Below are 15,495 nucleotides of genomic sequence, written 5' to 3' on the forward strand. Positions count from 1 at the left end.
AGCGATTCACGGGGGGGAAATATTTCCGGCAGCGTGTCACGACCTAAGCCAGATGTGCAGAGGGCACCGTTACTGCCCACCTCACTTTGGCCTACGAAAGACTGTCGCCGCTCCCTAATGACGGTGACGCCCTTGAAGCCGGAAACAGGGAAAGGCTATGTCATCCCAAAAGGCTAGGCAAGCAAAAAAGGCCTAGTGCATTGTTGCACCGCAATATTCTAAATGATGCACTGCAATATGTAGAAATGAACAGAACTACAAACTTAATATGAAGTGTTTTACGCCTCCGTGGAGACCGAGAACGGTATTAAGATAGTCTTACGGGCGATCTTTTGATTTTAATATACACCAGGGTTATTTGCTAATGTTTATCACTGCCCATCTTGGATGGCATGTAAAAAGTCTCGCCGTTGCCCGGTATTGAGCGAGATGCGAAGCGGTCGTAGGAGCCTGGGCGCGGAGCCGGTGATCAAGTCGTCATCCATAGCTATCGCTCGTGGACAGCCCTTTCCTCCTTTGGTCGTATACGGAACCCATGGGTGCTTGACTGGCTTTACGGCGCGTTGCCAACTGGCACGCCGATCTCGTCCGGGCGCATCGAACCCGGACCAACCGGAGGTTTCTCATGATCAGATATGTTGGATTCTCGACCTTGCCGCTGCTCTTCACCGCGACACTGGCCATCGCAAACCCGGCAGGTGCTGCGGGAGACTATCCCACAGTAACGGTTGTCGACTACGTGCTCGGCTGCATGCGAACGAACGGCCAGACGCGTCAGGCGCTGGAAAGCTGTTCCTGCTCGATCGACGTCATCGCCTCGATCCTTCCCTACGACCACTATGAGACGGCCGAGACCTTCAAGAGCATGTCTTTGACGACGGGGGAAAACGCGGGGCTGTTTCGGGAAAGCGCACCGGCGAAGGCAGCCCGTACAGAGCTGAAGCGTGCGCAGTCTGAAGCCGACGTGCGTTGCTTCTAAAGATCAAGCGTGCCCATCGCGGTGGCAGTGCGGCATACCGTATTTCGAGACTTCAGAGCCCCGTTTTCTCCAGCGGCCACTGATTGCGGAATACCTTGCCATCCGTGTCGATCGCTTCGACCTGGATTTCACCATTGCCGTGCGCCGTGAAATCGAATCGGAAATTGGGGTCTTCCGAAATCGATATTCCACCTTCCATCGAGAGGATCGGCCGGCCGGCCTGCGAGATCGACAGCTTCTGAACAAAATGCGCGGGAATGAAATACTGGGTCAGTGGATCCCGCTGCAGGCCCGAATTGTTCGGGTGGCGGATCATCAACTGCAACTCCTCTGCCTTGCTCATCGTCTCTTGGGGTGGGAACTGGCGCAACTTCATCTGCCCCATCGTCGCCATGGCCTCGTCCTGGTTCTTGACCGCAGGGGCGGAGCAGCCGCCTGACGCCTTGACGAAGGTCTGAGCCATGTGGAGTTGGCCGCCTTGAGTCTCCGCTATGGCACGCAAATAGGAATAATCGTTGACGCGCACGCGTGTCGACAGATGTGTCACCCCGGCGTCCTTGCCGATCTGGAACGTTGCCGCCACCGGCGCAGGATTGGCGTCGATGATCAAGGTCACGGATTTGATGCCGTCCGGCGCCTTGGCTGGGTCGACATAGATGTCGACAGGCACGATGGCGGCATCTTGCGCCCGCTTTGGCGCTTCGATCCTGACCACGCCGGTATCGACCAGAATAGCTCGGTCGCCGAACACGTCGCCTTTCAAGTCTTCCCAGATCTTCTCCGAAGAAGCCGTTGTTTGCTGTGCGTTGGCGGCTGAGGAGACGCCGAACAGCGTACCGATGGTCAAGATGATTGCGGCCAAGAATGGTGCAAGCGACAAGGCGAACTGCCTGCTCGCGTAAGCGTGATTTTGCATTTCGATGCCTCCACCAATGCAACAGAGGTGGTGCCCAGGCTGGCGTTTAGAATATGCCTTTGACGACGCGTTGGCAAATCGCCCCACTTCATGATCTCTGGCGCATGTCGGTGTGGTCTATTCCCATTCGAGTTCAGCAAAAGCAGCCGTTGCGTTGCGCTCATTGTAGTCGTCGAACAGGTGCCATTTGCCCCGTTCGCTTCCGGCGGCGGTTTTGACGGCCTCTCGGAGCGGCGTCCCGTCGGCGATCGCCTTGCGGATATCGCGCGCCAGAATCTCGAAATAGCGCCGTTCTCCTGACAGCGCCTGCGGCCAGTCGGCCGGCACCGGACCATGACCCGGAACGACGCGCGCGGCGCTGATCGCGGCGAGCGCATCCATCTGGCGGAGCCAGCCAAGCAGCGATCCGTCGAGCGTCGGCAAGGAGCCCATGAACACGAGATCGCCGGCAAAGAGCGTGCTGGTCTCGGGGTCGAAGACGGTCAGGTCGTTGTCGGTGTGCGCAGCCTTCCATGCCCGCAGTTCGAGCATGCGCCCCCCGAGATCGAGTTCCAGGCGATCATCGACCAGCATCGCCGGCGAAACGATCTCGACTCCGTTCATAAGCGCTTCGCCGACCTGTTCGCGATAATTGTGCAGATAGAACGCACCACGCGCCTCGAGGGCACGCGGCAAATTGCGATGGCCAACAATGGTCGCGCCGATCTCCCGGAATGCCGCATTGCCGAAAATGTGATCGGGATGCATGTGGGTGTTGATCAGGAAGCGAACCGGTTTTGCGGTTATCTTTCCGATCGCGGCGAGCAAGGCGTGCGCCTCGGTCAGGCTGCCGCCACTGTCGACGACGGCAACTGCATCGGTGCCGACGACGACCCCCAGATTGCAGATCGCACCGTCGTTGGTTGTAGTCATCAATTCATCCACGCCCTGGAAGGCGAAGACGCCGTCGGCGATTTGGCGGACCGAGAACCGCAGGCCGCCGGCCGCGGCCAAGGCGGCTCGTCCGAGGCAGCACGGCAGCAAGGCAGCACTGACGGCGGTGCAGGCAAACCCACTCACAACCCTGCGTCGTAGCCGATCAATCGACATGGGGTCCTCCGATATGCATTCGCCATCAGGGCGTTCAGGTGACGCCCGGGAACCTTTGCCGGAACGACCGCAGAAGGTCGCTCATCACCTGTGAATTGCGATGTTGCCGAGGCAACCGCACGTCGAACACGCCCAGCACATGTGCTGGTCGCGGCGCGAGCACGATGATGCGATCCGACAGCATCAGCGCCTCGCGCAGATCGTGCGTTATCATTAAGGCGGTCGTAGGCCGTGCCGACCACACCGACAGAAGCAGGTGACGAAGCCGCTCGGCGGTCTGGTGGTCGAGCGAGACAAACGGTTCGTCCAGGACAAGCATCGCCGGCTCGGTAGCGAAGGCCCTGGCAAGTGCTGCCCTGCGCGCAAGGCCGAGCGACAGTTCCGCAGGATAGAGCGAGCGCATGCCGGCGAGGCCGAGAGTTTCAAACAGACCGTCGAGGTTCTTCGTTCTCAAGCTTTTCGGCAAGGCCAGCCTGACATTCTGCTCCACCGTTCGCCACGGCAGCAAGATCGGCTCCTGGAACACGGCCGCAATGCGGTTGGAGCCTCCTTGCGGCAACTGGAAGGATCCGGAAAAATCCTTGTCCAACCCAAGCAGGATACGCAGCGTCGTGGTTTTGCCGCAGCCCGACGGTCCCAGCAAGCAGGCGAATTCGCCTTGCCGGACCTCGAAGGAAAGGTCCTGAAGCGCCGTGATCGAGACGCCTTGCGCGGACCTGAAAGTCTTTTCAGCGATATCGACCCTAAGCGGGACGACGGCGCCAACGGGTTGCATGTCGTTCAACGGGTTGCACCAGAAGAAGTTCGATGACGAGCATCACCGCCACGAAAGCCAGTGTGTAGGCAAGAATGGCGGCGACGTCGAAGAGCTGGAAATAGAGATGGATCTGGAAGCCGACGCCGTTCGACCGGCCGAGCAGTTCGACGACCAGGACGATCTTCCAGATGAGGGCGATGCCGGATCGTGACGCGGCGGCAAGATAGGGTTGCAATTGCGGCAGCAGGATGTGGCGGATGCGATCGAGAGGACCGAAGCGATAGACAGTGGCCATTTCGGCGTAGCTCGGATCAAGCGCCCTGGCGCCCTCACGCATCGTCACCACGACATTCGGGATTTTGTTCACCGCCACCGCGCCGATCGCCGCCGCCTCGTTGAGGCCGAACCAGATGTAGCCGAGGACGATGACCACCAGCGCCGGGATGTTGAGGAACAGAATTACCCATGGGTTGAAAAAGCGGTCGGCGCGACGATAGCTGCCGAGCAAAACGCCGATGACCGATCCTATGATCATCGCGACGATATATGCCGCGGCGACCCGGCCGAGGGTCGCGCCGAGATGATAGAAGAGGTCGCCGCTCGCAGCCTCCCTGAGGAGCACCTGCCAGACCTGTCCCGGCCCCGGGAGGGCACGGCTCCGCCAGACACTCGCCGCAAGGCTCCACAGCAGGCAAAGCCCGAGCAAGGAAACCGCCACGGTCAGCGCGGGCATCAGCGTTGTCGCCAAGCTGGATCGCCCGGACATGCTCGTCGGGGCACCTCGCGTGCCGTTGCTGGTTTCCGGTGCGGTCATTCCGTGCGGTCCTGCCAGAATGTGCCGGGCGCCATCTCGGGCGCGCTGCCGACCAGCTTCGCGCCACCGATCGCCGCCAGCACGTGATAGAGCTTGCCGGCGTCGGCCGCTTCCTCGGCGACCGCCCGCCTGGGGATGCCTTGGCGGTAGCGGTCGCGCAGTTTTTCCAGTTCTTTGCCTTCCGCGCGAATGATCGGCGCCAGGCGCAGCCACTCCTCGTCGGATCTGGCCAGCAGGTCCTTGGCTTGCGCGGAGGCCCTGACGAAGCCCCTGGCGGCCTCCGGGTTCTCGTTCGCCCATTGGTCGTGGAAGACGTAACCGAGTGCCGACACAGGTCCCAAGGCGCCGAGCGCACGCGCCGCATCGTTCACGCCCATCAATCGACGAAAGCCGTTGGCCTCGAGACGGGCGCAAAAATGCCAGAAATTCAGCACCGCATCGAGTTCGCCCTGCATGGCCTTTTCCGAAATCAGCGGTGGCGCGCCAAAGATGATGTCGCTGGTTGCCAACAGGTCGACCCCGTAGTCGCGTCTGGTCAGAGCCTGTATCAGGAGCCAGCTCTTGTCGAGCGGGCCGCCGGCGACGCCGATCTTCCTGTGCTTGAGGTCGGCGACCGTCCGGATCGGCGACCCCTCCTTCACCATGATCGCCCCCACAGCGGTCGAATAGGGGGCTAATGTGAGGTCGCCGCCTTCCGACCGTTGGCGCGAGACCCACAACCAGTCGGAGACGATCATGTCGATCGCACCGGCCAGCAAGGCGACGTTGGTCGCGTCCTCCCCGGCGAAATCGATGATCTCCAGATCGATCCCGTTCGCCACATCGAATTTGTGTTGCCTCAACGTGTCGAGTTCCCAACTCACGGTTCCAAACTTCAGGACACCAACGCGAATCCTGGCTGCTGCAAAGACAGGCCTTGCGGCAAGAGCAGCGACCGTGCCGAGAACCGCCAGACGCAGCGTGTTGCGCCGTGAAATCATCATGACACCTCCTCCCTGGGCTCCAGGACGTCAATCAGATCGCTCGTTCCTTGCTCGGAAAGGCGCATTTCCAGCGCATGACCTTGAGGGCCGGGTGTTCCTGAGACCATTTCGCGATCTCGCTGGGTGCAAGGAACATGCATTGGAGCAGAGAGCCGCGGCTCTCGAAATAGAGGTGTTCGTCTCGGCAATTGCCCGGATTGGTGCTGAGGCACACCGTTAATATGAGATCGACCATATCCATTTAGCACCTCTTGCGCTCCGGGACGCCTGTCTCGACTGGTCCGGCCCAATGAGGAGCCTGGACAAAATCGCCAGTTGCCGGATTCCCGAGGTGCCAGTGGAGAAACCGGATGTCTTGAAGCTACGCATTCGCCCGATAGCCGTCAACAAAGACGAATACCGGTACCCTGGGTACCCAAGCCTCTATACCTTTATACGATTGACTTTCACCGCACGCCAACTAGCTTTCCGATTCGCGCGGCGCCGCTTCACAAAGGGAAAGCGGATACTCCACTCCACCGCGTAAGGTGCATGCCAATGGATGAAAGATCGGCATGCGCAAAATCGTCCAGGGCACCCAGACGATCCATGAGGAAATGCCATGCGCGCAATCGCATTTTTCGCAGTCGTGTTTGCTGTGTCCTTCATCACAAGCCAATCCCAGGCACAGGATGCCGCGGCGGGTGAGAAGGTCTTCGCCAAATGCAAGGTCTGCCATGTCGCCGACCAGGACAAGAACAAGGTCGGCCCGTCGTTGAACGGCGTCATCGGCCGGACGGCTGGCACACACCCGGGGTTCAGTTACTCCCAAGCGATGGTCGCGGCAGGCAAGTCCGGCGTCAAATGGGACGAACCCACGCTGACGACTTACCTTCGCGATCCCAAGGCCATGGTCAAAGGAACGAAGATGGCGTTCGTCGGCCTCAAGCAGGACCAAGACATCGCCAACGTCATCGCCTATTTGAAGCAATTCTCGAAATAGCGGCGCCGCCGGCCGTTCGAACTTGCGTCCGGCCGGCGTTCGCCCCGATCAAGCACCGGCTTGCAGCCCCTGCATCGCCGCAGGCAGGTCGAAAAGGCTGTCGCAAACCTGGTCGGCACCAAGCTCTTCAACCGGAAAATGGGTGTATCCGCCGCGCAGCAGAATGACGGGCATGCCGGCGGCGCGCGCGGCGCCTGCATCGGCACCACTGTCTCCGACCAGCAGCGCGTCACAGGGGTCGACTCCAAGCTGGGCGAGCGCCAGCAGCAGAGCATCGGGCGCGGGTTTCAGGCATGTCACCGCGTCTCCGCCAATGATCGCACGGAAATATTCCGTCAGTCCGAAATGCAGCAGGATCTCGCGAGTCGCCAACTGCGGTTTGTTGGTCGCCACGCCCATGGCCATTCCCTTCGCGTAGAAGTGTGTGAGAACCTCCCTGACGCCAGGCATCAGTCTTGTCAGGCCGGTCAGATGTCGGCTGTAGATCGGCGCCATGACGCGGTTGGCCTCATCGAGCGCGTTGCCGACGAGCGGCGCTCCCGACGCCGCGAAGGCCCGCTCGATCAATTTCCTGACGCCGCCACCGATCATGGCCTTGACCTGGTCCAGGCGCAACGGCGGCAGATCGCGGCTGGCCAGCAACTCGTTGACGGCGGCCGCTATATCAGGCGCCGAATCGACCAGTGTGCCGTCGAGGTCGAACAGGATCGCCTTCGGCGGTCGAAGCGACCTACCTGCGCCGACATTCATGCAGCATCCTTCCACTTGATCGAGCAGCCGATCGAGGCGATCTGGTCGAACGGACCATCGCCGGTTCGAGCAACCTGCTTCATCGCCTCGAACAGATCGCGTCGCAGCCCGAGCGGTCCGGATTCGCGTCGCGACGCGTCCAGCCGGCCGCGATATTGCAGTCTCAGTTCGCTGTTGAACCCGAAGAAATCGGGAGTGCACACCGCTGAGTAGTCGCGCGCTACAGTCTGGGCCTCGTCGTGCAGGTAAGGGAAGCTGAAGCCGTTCGTCACGGCGAAGCGCTTCATGTGGTCGAAGGAATCGTCCGGGTAGGTGTCGGCATCGTTGGAGTTGATGGCGACGAAGCCGATACCTTCGGCCTTGAGGTCATTGGCGTCGCGCACGATGCGAGAGATCACGGCCTTCACATAAGGGCAGTGATTGCAGATGAAGGCCACGACCAGGCCATTCGGGCCGGCGTGACCGAAGATGGAATGCGACGTGCCGTCGACGCCGGGCAAAACGGCATCGATGGCGGGCCAGCCGAAATCGCATACAGGTGGGACCGCAGCCATGTTCGTCTCCCCGACAACGGTTTACGCGGCTTTCCGGATCGCGCCATCGGCCGCCTGTCTGATGGCGCCGATATTGGCACGATAGGCTGCCTCGGTGCCTCCCTTGAATACAGCCGAACCGGCGACCAGTACGTTGGCGCCAGCCGCGGTGACCAGCGGGGCGGTTTCGGCCGTGACTCCGCCGTCGATCTCGATGTCAATCGGGCGATGGCCAACCAAAGCCTTGATCCGTCTGACTTTCTCGATGACCGCTGAAATGAAGGCCTGGCCGCCGAAGCCTGGATTGACCGTCATCAGCAGCACCAGATCGAGCCGGTCGAGCACATACTCGATGACGCTCTCCGGCGTCGACGGATTGAGCGACACCCCGGCCTTCTTGCCAAGATTCCTGATCGCCTGCAATGAGCGGTCGAGATGCGGTCCAGTCTCGGCATGCACCGTGATGATGTCGCAACCGGCATCGGCGAAGGCGGCCAGATAGGGGTCGGCCGGCGCGATCATCAGATGGCAGTCGAAGATCTTGTCCGTTCGGCCACGGATCGCCTTGATGACCGGCGGACCGAAGGTGATGTTGGGCACGAAATGCCCGTCCATCACGTCGAGATGGATCCAGTCGGCGCCCGCCTGAACGACAGCTTCGACCTCGTCGCCGAGCCGCGAGAAATCCGCGGAAAGCACGGAGGGCGCGATGATTGTCCTGGTGACCATGGTCGTCGTCTCCAATTTCTGTCTTCCGTGTCGGGTCGCCGCCCGCCAGCCGGCTTCGCCCTCAGCGCGTCTTCGTCTCCGGTTCGCCTTCGAGCTTCCCTTCCGCGAATACGCGGCTGCCGCGGATATCGGATTCCTCGATGGTAATAAGGTCTGCCTTGGTCAGGGCACGGCTTCGCGATGCGAAAAGCCGATTGGCCTGGCGAAGCCGCGCCCGGTCCAGCCCATTGCGCACCGAGCGCGCGTTGGAGAAATGCGGCAGCCTCATTCGGATCGGAAGATACTCTTCGAGGGCCTGGGCGGCCGCCTCGCTGAGGCGATAATTCTGCTCCGCCAGCATGATCTCGGCGATCGATTTCAGCTCACTGACGCCGTAGTCGGGAAAATCGAGGTGGTGAGCGATGCGCGAACGCATGCCGGGATTGCTGTCGAAGAAACGATCCATCTTGTTCTTGTAGCCGGCAAGGATCACGACCAGGTCGTCACGATTATTTTCCATGCATTGCAGCAGGATCTCGATCGATTCCTGGCCGTAGTCGCGTTCGTTCTCGGGCTTGTAGAGGTAATAGGCCTCGTCGATGAAAAGCACGCCGCCCATGGCACGCTTGATCACGTCGCGCGTCTTGGGTGCGGTGTGGCCCACATACTGGCCGACGAGATCGTCGCGCGTCACCGCGACCAGGTGGCCTTCGCGGACATAGCCGAGTCGATGCAGGATTTCGGCCATCCTCAGCGCCACGGTGGTCTTGCCCGTGCCGGGGTTTCCCGTAAAGTTCATATGCAGTGTCGGTGCGCCCGAGGTCAGTCCGAACTTGCGGCGAAGCCGGTCGACCAGGAGAAGGGCCGCGATCTCGCGGATGCGGTTCTTGATCGGCTTCAGTCCAACGAGTTCGCGGTCAAGCTTATCCATCACCTCGTCGATGCTGGACGCTTCGAACTCGGCCTGCAGATCAACCAATTCGTCCTGCGCGGCTGCGCCTTTGGCTATCGTGTCCAGCATGGCTCAGCTAGCTCCGCTCGCCCTCGGGCCTGTCGGTGGCATAAGGCACGATCGAATAGCCCTGGCTGCGGCCGTCACGCTCCTGGCGCAGCAGCCGGAACCCGGGTTCGCTGGGTGGCCGGTTGACGATGAACGACATGCGCGGCGCTTCCCATCCCTTGGTCGAATCGAAGGCGGTTACCCGGACATACATGTTCGGACAGGCTTTCCGGCAAGCGTTGACTTCGAGCAGGATGCCCGCCGGGTCTCTCAAATCGAACATCGGGTTGCCGTACATTTCCCAATAGGTGTTTCGCGGATGCGGATCGTCCGTGTACTCGACGCTGACGGCCCAGTGGTTCTTCAGCGCATATTTGATCTGCGCCGAAATCTGCTCATCGGTCAGGTCGGGCAGGAACGAGAACTGTCCCTGCGTGACCTTGTTTCCCGGATTGGTCATCATGGCGACGGTTCCTTTCTTCTAGAAGCTGGGCGTTGCGGTTGGCACGAAGTCGGCCGTGTCGGTCGATTCATAGTTGAAGGTGACATCCTTCCAGGTCTCCAGGGCAGCCTTCAGCGGGGTGCACCATTTGGCCGCCTGTTCGAGGATTTTGGTTCCTTCGCGCAAATAATCGCGTCCCTCGTTGCGGGCCAGGATCATCGCTTCCAATGCAACGCGATTGGCCGTCGCGCCTGCCTGGATGCCGTCGGGATGGCCGATCGTGCCGCCACCGAACTGCAAGATGACGTCCTCGCCGAGATAATGGATCAACTGGTGCATCTGGCCGGCATGGATACCGCCCGAGGCGACGGGCATCACCTTGTTGAGCGAGGCCCAGTCCTGATCGAAGAACAGCCCGGTTTCGAGGTTCTGCGGCGTGCGTTCCTCGCGCAGCGTGTCATAAAACCCCTTGATCATGAGCGGGTCGCCTTCCAGCTTGCCGACCACAGTGCCGGCGTGGATATGGTCGACGCCGGCCATGCGCATCCATTTGCAGATGACGCGAAAATTCATGCCGTGGTTCTTCTGGCGCGAATAGGTTGAGTTGCCGGCGCGGTGCAGGTGCAGGATCATGTCGTTGCGGCGTGCCCACTTGGCCATCGACTGGATCGCCGTGTAGCCGATGACGAGGTCGATCATGATGATGCAGGAGCCAAGCTGTTTGGCGAATTCGGCGCGCTCATACATCTCCTCCATCGTGCCGGCGGTGACGTTGAGATAATGGCCCTTGACCTCGCCGGTGGCAGCTGAAGCCTTGTTCACCGCCTCCATGCAGTAGAGGAAGCGGTCGCGCCAGTGCATGAAGGGTTGCGAGTTGATGTTCTCGTCGTCCTTGACGAAGTCGAGGCCACCCTTCAGCGCCTCGTAAACGACGCGGCCATAGTTGCGGCCTGACAGGCCGAGCTTCGGCTTCGTCGTCGCGCCGAGCAGCGGACGGCCAAACTTGTCGAGCCGCTCACGCTCCACCACGATGCCGGTTGCGGGTCCCTGGAAGGTTTTGAGATACGCGACCGGGATACGCATGTCTTCCAGTCGCAGCGCCTTGACCGCCTTGAAGCCGAACACGTTGCCGATGATCGATGCGGTCAGGTTGGCGATCGAGCCCGGCTCGAACAGGTCGAGGTCGTAGGCGATGTAGGCGAAGTACTGTTGCTCGGTCTTGGTGCCGGGACCGGTGTTTGGAACCGGCTCGGATCTGAACGCCTTGGCGCGGTAGAGCTCGCACGCTGTCAGCCTGTCGGTCCACACCACGGTCCACGTCGCGGTTGAGGATTCACCGGCGATGGCGGCCGCTGCCTCCTCGTGGTCGACGCCGGGTTGCGGCGTGATCCGGAACATGGCGATCAGATCGGTCTCCTTGGGCCTGTAGTCCGGCTCCCAGTAGCCCATCTTCTTGTAAGGGATGACCCCTGACTTGTAGCGTTCCTTGCCTTCCTTGAGCGTACCCGCTGGCAGCATATCGATCTTGTTCATGACAGGTCTCCTGTTTGTTGCTCAGGCGGCTTTCGCGGTTGCGATATGGGGCGCGAGTTTTCCCGCGGCATAGCGTTTGGCCATCTCGTCCATGGCGATGACCTTGATCTTCGAGGCGTTGGACGCCGTGCCGAAACGCTCGAAGCGGTCTCGGCAAAGATCGTGCAAGGCGTCCATGGCGGGCTTCAGGAATTTTCGGGGATCGAACTCGCGCGGATTCTCCGTCGCGACGCGGCGGAACTGCCCGGCCATGGCCATGCGGCAATCGGTGTCGATGTTGACCTTGCGCACGCCGTAGCGGATGCCGCGCTCGATCTCCTCCACCGGGACGCCAAAGGTCTGGGGCATCTCGCCGCCATATTTGTTGATGATGTCCTGCAGTTCCTGTGGCACGGAGGAAGAGCCATGCATGACCAGATGCGTGTTGGGTAGCTTCTCGTGGATCGCCTCGATCACCTGCATGGCCAGTATGTCGCCGTCCGGCTTGCGGGTAAATTTGTAAGCGCCGTGCGAGGTGCCGCAGGCGATCGCCAGCGCGTCCACCTGGGTTGCGGCCACGAAGTCGACCGCCTGATCGGGGTCGGTCAAGAGTTGGTCGTGGGAGAGTGCGCCCTCGGCGCCGTGGCCATCCTCGGCCTCGCCCTGGCCGGTTTCCAGCGATCCGAGCACGCCCAGTTCGCCTTCGACGGAAGCCCCGACCCAATGCGCCATGCGTGTGACTCGTTCGGTTACGGCGACGTTGTAGGCATAGCTTGCCGGCGTCTTGGCATCTGCCATCAGGGATCCGTCCATCATCACCGAGGTGAAGCCGTGGCGGATCGCGGAAAGGCAGGTGGCCTCGTCGTTGCCGTGGTCCTGATGGATGCACAGCGGAATGGTCGGATGCATTTCAGTCAATGCCTCCATCATTTTGGCCAGCATGACGTCGTTGGCGTAGGACCGGGCCCCACGTGAGGCCTGGATGATGACGGGCGCGTCGCAGGCTTTGGCCGCCTCCATGATTGCGAGGCCCTGTTCCATGTTGTTGATGTTGAATGCAGGCACGCCGTAGCCGTGCTCGGCGGCATGGTCGAGAAGCTGGCGAAGGGTGATGCGGGCCATTGTGGGTCCTCCTAGATGATGAGATTCAGCGCCGCCGCGGCAACCGCTTCGGATGTTATGTTGAAATGCCGATAGAGATCGGGGGCAGGGGCGCTGGCGCCGAAGCCGGCCATGCCGACGACAGCGCCCGTCTCGCCGACCCAGCGGTCCCAGCCCAGCCGGACCGCCGCTTCGACCGCGATCCGCGGCGCGGAGCCGAGAACGGCCTTGCGGGTGGCGTTTTCCTGCTCTTCGAAAAGCTCCCAGCACGGCATCGAGACGACCGCGGCGGCGACGCCATGCTCGGTCTCCAGCCTTTCGGCAGCGGCAACCGCGATCTCGACCTCCGAGCCGGTGGCGATCAGGGTGACGGCGCGGTGCCTGGCTGGTTCGCGCAGGATGTATGCGCCCTGGCTGGAGCGGTTCTCATCGCTGTGCGCTTCACGCAGCATCGGCAGGTTCTGGCGCGACAGCACCAGCACGCTGGGCCGATCCCTGCTCTTCAGCGCGAGTTCCCAGCACTCCGCCGTTTCGATGATATCCGCTGGGCGGAAGACATTGAGGTTCGGCGTCGCACGCAGCATCGCCAGGTGCTCGACCGGCTGATGCGTCGGGCCGTCCTCGCCGAGGCCGATGGAATCATGCGTCATCACGTAGATGACGCGCTGACCCATGAGCGACGAGAGCCGTATCGCGCCACGCGCATAGTCCGCGAAGCAGAGGAACGTACCGCCATAGGGCACGAAGCCGCCATGCAATGCGATGCCGTTCATGGCGGCGGCCATGCCGTGTTCACGAATGCCGTAGTGAATATAGCGGCCGGCATAGTCGCTCGGCGCAATGCGGTTCATGCCCTTGGTGATCGTCAGATTCGAGTGCGTCAGATCGGCCGAGCCGCCGACGGTCAATTCCGTGGCGCCGTTGATGACCTCCAGTGCCATTTCGGAAGCTTTTCGCGTTGCCACCTTGGTTGCCTTCTCGACATGCCCTCGCCGAAAGGCATCGAGCGCTTCGAAGACCGCGTCGGGCAGTCTGGCGGCGACCGCGTTCTCGAAGGCCTCTCGCTGCGGCGAGGCGGCAAGCCGCTGCTCCCAGGCGCCCCGCATCGCTTCGCCGCGGCCGGCAATTTCGCGCCAGGCGAAAAGCACGTCGTCAGGCACCTCGAACGGCGCGAAGGTCCAGCCAATGTTCTCGCGGGTCGCGGCGATCTCTGCTTCGCCCAGCGGCGCGCCATGCGTCTTCTCCGAACCGCCGAGATTGGGGGCGCCCTTGCCGATTACAGTGCGGCAGGCAATCAGCGACGGTCGATCCGACTGCCGCGCCGCCTCGATAGCCGCGGCGACGGCTTCCATGTCGTGGCCGGAGACCGTTTGGACGTCCCAGCCGGCGGCTTTGAAGCGCGCCGGCTGGTCCATCGACGTGGACAGGGAGGTTGGCCCGTCAATGGAGATCGCATTGTCGTCCCAGAAGACGATCAGGCGGGAAAGCTTCAGGTGGCCGGCGAGGTCGATCGCCTCGTGGCTGATGCCTTCCTGCAGGCAGCCGTCACCTGCAATCACATAGGTATGATGGTTGACCAGATCGGCACCGTAGCGGGCAGCAAGCATGCGCTCCGCCAGCGCCATTCCGACCGCCGTGGAAATGCCTTGTCCGAGCGGGCCGGTGGTGGTCTCGACACCAAGCGCGTGGCCATATTCGGGATGTCCGGCCGTGCGGCTGCCCAGTTGCCGAAACCGCTGCAACTCCTCGATCTGCATGTCTTCATAGCCGAGCAGATAGTGCAGCGCGTATTGCAGCATCGAGCCATGGCCGGCTGAAAGCACGAAACGGTCACGGTCGGGCCAGCCCGGCCTGGAAGGATCGATATTGATGAAGCGGTTGAACAGCACCGTTGCGACATCGGCCATGCCCATCGGCATGCCGGGGTGTCCCGAATTCGCTTTTTGGACGCTGTCCATCGCCAGCACGCGAATGGCGTTCGCCATGTCGAGCTCCGAGACGACGGCGGTGGCGGCAGGCTTTAGTGCTGTTTGGCTGGTCATGGCGTCCTCCTCACGACACACGGCTCTTGCGTTCGATCAATTGCAGGATGAGCGGCGTCAGGATCAGCTGCATGGCAAGGTCGAGCTTGTTGCCTGGCACCACGATGGAATTTGGCCGCGACATGAACGAGTCGTGGATCATCGACAGCAGATAGGGAAAATCGATGCCGCGTGGATTGGCGAAGCGGATAACCAGCATCGATTCGTCAGGCGTCGGAATCCAGCGCGCGATGAAGGGGTTGGACGTATCGACAATCGGCACGCGCTGGAAATTGATGGCGGTCTGCGAGAATTGCGGGACAATGTAGCGGACATAGTCGGGCATCCGGCGCAGGATCACGTCCATCACCGCCTCGGTGGAATAGCCGCGTGTCGAACGATCGCGATGGATTTTCTGGATCCATTCGAGATTGATGACCGGCACGACGCCGATCTTGAGATCCGCATGCTTCGCCAAATTGATCGTGTCGGTGACGACACAGCCGTGCAGCCCCTCGTAGAAGAGCAGGTCGCTGGGACCGAACTCGCGCCATTCGGTAAAGCTTCCCGGTGGCGTGCCGTACTGCTTTTCCTCTTCCTCGTCATGGATGTAGGTGCGGGTTCTTCCGGATCCCCGGCGGCCGTATTCCGCGAACACCTCTTCGAGAATCCCGAGTTCGTTGGCCGCGGCATGGAAGTGGGTGAAGTTCGGATTGCCGGCCTTCTCCTCTTCGGCCACCTTTGCCTTCATCGCGGCGCGGTCGTAGCGGTGGAATGCGTCGCCTTCGATGAACGCGGCCTCGATGTTCTCGCGCCGGAAGATCAGCTCGAAGATACGCTTGACCGAAGTGGTGCCGGCGCCCGACGAGCCGGTGATGGTGATGATGGGGTGCTTGGCTGACATGGTG

At 61.5% G+C, this 15,495-nt stretch carries 17 protein-coding genes; 2 read left to right on the forward strand and 15 right to left on the reverse strand.

What is annotated here, in order from left to right:
* Window positions 1–625 precede the first annotated feature (625 nt).
* Complete coding sequence (locus FJ867_RS21650; protein ID WP_140498241.1) at window positions 626–979, forward strand: hypothetical protein; 354 nt, start codon at window positions 626–628, stop codon at window positions 977–979.
* A gap of 52 nt (window positions 980–1,031) precedes the next feature.
* Here the strand turns inward: FJ867_RS21650 and FJ867_RS21655 are convergent, their stop codons facing one another.
* The 6 genes from FJ867_RS21655 to FJ867_RS21680 all read right to left on the reverse strand — a co-directional run bounded on the left by FJ867_RS21655 (window position 1,032) and on the right by FJ867_RS21680 (window position 5,779).
* Window positions 1,032–1,895, reverse strand: coding sequence for a quinoprotein dehydrogenase-associated SoxYZ-like carrier (locus tag FJ867_RS21655; protein ID WP_140515257.1), 864 nt, complete (start codon window positions 1,893–1,895; stop codon window positions 1,032–1,034).
* A gap of 117 nt (window positions 1,896–2,012) precedes the next feature.
* Window positions 2,013–2,984 carry a quinoprotein relay system zinc metallohydrolase 2 gene (locus tag FJ867_RS21660; RefSeq protein ID WP_140656735.1) on the reverse strand — a complete coding sequence of 324 codons (972 nt, stop codon included), beginning with the start codon at window positions 2,982–2,984 and terminating at the stop codon, window positions 2,013–2,015.
* 34 nt (window positions 2,985–3,018) lie between these two features.
* The gene (locus FJ867_RS21665) at window positions 3,019–3,759 is read right to left on the reverse strand and encodes an ATP-binding cassette domain-containing protein (RefSeq protein WP_140498534.1); all 741 of its coding nucleotides are present in this window, start codon (window positions 3,757–3,759) and stop codon (window positions 3,019–3,021) included.
* Window positions 3,728–4,474: an ABC transporter permease gene (locus tag FJ867_RS21670; RefSeq protein ID WP_224519073.1), complete on the reverse strand. Its 747-nt coding sequence runs from the start codon at window positions 4,472–4,474 to the stop codon at window positions 3,728–3,730. The genes FJ867_RS21665 and FJ867_RS21670 overlap by 32 nt, the downstream gene beginning before the upstream one ends.
* Before the next feature lie 77 nt (window positions 4,475–4,551).
* Window positions 4,552–5,538, reverse strand: a complete 987-nt coding sequence (locus FJ867_RS21675; protein WP_140498234.1) for an ABC transporter substrate-binding protein — start codon at window positions 5,536–5,538, stop codon at window positions 4,552–4,554.
* A 31-nt stretch (window positions 5,539–5,569) separates the two neighbouring features.
* Entirely contained in the window at window positions 5,570–5,779 is a 210-nt protein-coding gene (locus FJ867_RS21680) for a hypothetical protein (protein ID WP_140498232.1), read from the reverse strand.
* Between the two features lie 360 nt (window positions 5,780–6,139).
* Here FJ867_RS21680 and FJ867_RS21685 point away from each other — a divergent pair, with 360 nt between their 5' ends.
* Window positions 6,140–6,520: a cytochrome c family protein gene (locus FJ867_RS21685; protein ID WP_140498230.1), complete on the forward strand. Its 381-nt coding sequence runs from the start codon at window positions 6,140–6,142 to the stop codon at window positions 6,518–6,520.
* Window positions 6,521–6,568: 48 nt separating this feature from the next.
* On the opposite strand, the gene gph is transcribed toward FJ867_RS21685, so the two are convergent.
* From gph to FJ867_RS21730, 9 genes are all read right to left on the reverse strand, one after another.
* Window positions 6,569–7,270: a phosphoglycolate phosphatase gene (gph, locus tag FJ867_RS21690; RefSeq protein WP_140515137.1), complete on the reverse strand. Its 702-nt coding sequence runs from the start codon at window positions 7,268–7,270 to the stop codon at window positions 6,569–6,571.
* Window positions 7,267–7,824: a thioredoxin family protein gene (locus FJ867_RS21695; RefSeq protein WP_140515138.1), complete on the reverse strand. Its 558-nt coding sequence runs from the start codon at window positions 7,822–7,824 to the stop codon at window positions 7,267–7,269. Before FJ867_RS21695 ends, gph begins: the two co-directional genes overlap by 4 nt.
* Window positions 7,825–7,845: 21 nt before the next feature.
* Window positions 7,846–8,532, reverse strand: coding sequence for a ribulose-phosphate 3-epimerase (gene rpe, locus FJ867_RS21700; RefSeq protein ID WP_140524711.1), 687 nt, complete (start codon window positions 8,530–8,532; stop codon window positions 7,846–7,848).
* Between the two features lie 61 nt (window positions 8,533–8,593).
* The gene (gene cbbX, locus FJ867_RS21705) at window positions 8,594–9,532 is read right to left on the reverse strand and encodes a CbbX protein (RefSeq protein ID WP_140818546.1); all 939 of its coding nucleotides are present in this window, start codon (window positions 9,530–9,532) and stop codon (window positions 8,594–8,596) included.
* A gap of 7 nt (window positions 9,533–9,539) precedes the next feature.
* Entirely contained in the window at window positions 9,540–9,974 is a 435-nt protein-coding gene (locus FJ867_RS21710; protein ID WP_140498220.1) for a ribulose bisphosphate carboxylase small subunit, read from the reverse strand.
* A gap of 18 nt (window positions 9,975–9,992) precedes the next feature.
* Entirely contained in the window at window positions 9,993–11,486 is a 1,494-nt protein-coding gene (locus tag FJ867_RS21715; protein WP_140498217.1) for a ribulose-bisphosphate carboxylase large subunit, read from the reverse strand.
* A 21-nt stretch (window positions 11,487–11,507) separates the two neighbouring features.
* Window positions 11,508–12,587 (reverse strand): class II fructose-bisphosphate aldolase, encoded by a 1,080-nt coding sequence (gene fba / locus FJ867_RS21720; RefSeq protein ID WP_140515142.1) that lies wholly within the window; start codon window positions 12,585–12,587, stop codon window positions 11,508–11,510.
* 11 nt (window positions 12,588–12,598) lie between these two features.
* A complete protein-coding gene (gene tkt, locus FJ867_RS21725) occupies window positions 12,599–14,608 on the reverse strand; it encodes a transketolase (protein WP_140818548.1) in 2,010 nt (669 codons plus the stop codon).
* 10 nt (window positions 14,609–14,618) lie between these two features.
* The gene (locus FJ867_RS21730; protein ID WP_140498210.1) at window positions 14,619–15,491 is read right to left on the reverse strand and encodes a phosphoribulokinase; all 873 of its coding nucleotides are present in this window, start codon (window positions 15,489–15,491) and stop codon (window positions 14,619–14,621) included.
* Between the last annotated feature and the right edge of the window lie 4 nt (window positions 15,492–15,495).

This window comes from Mesorhizobium sp. B2-5-3 (assembly GCF_006441005.1).
Taxonomy (GTDB): Bacteria; Pseudomonadota; Alphaproteobacteria; order Rhizobiales; family Rhizobiaceae; genus Mesorhizobium.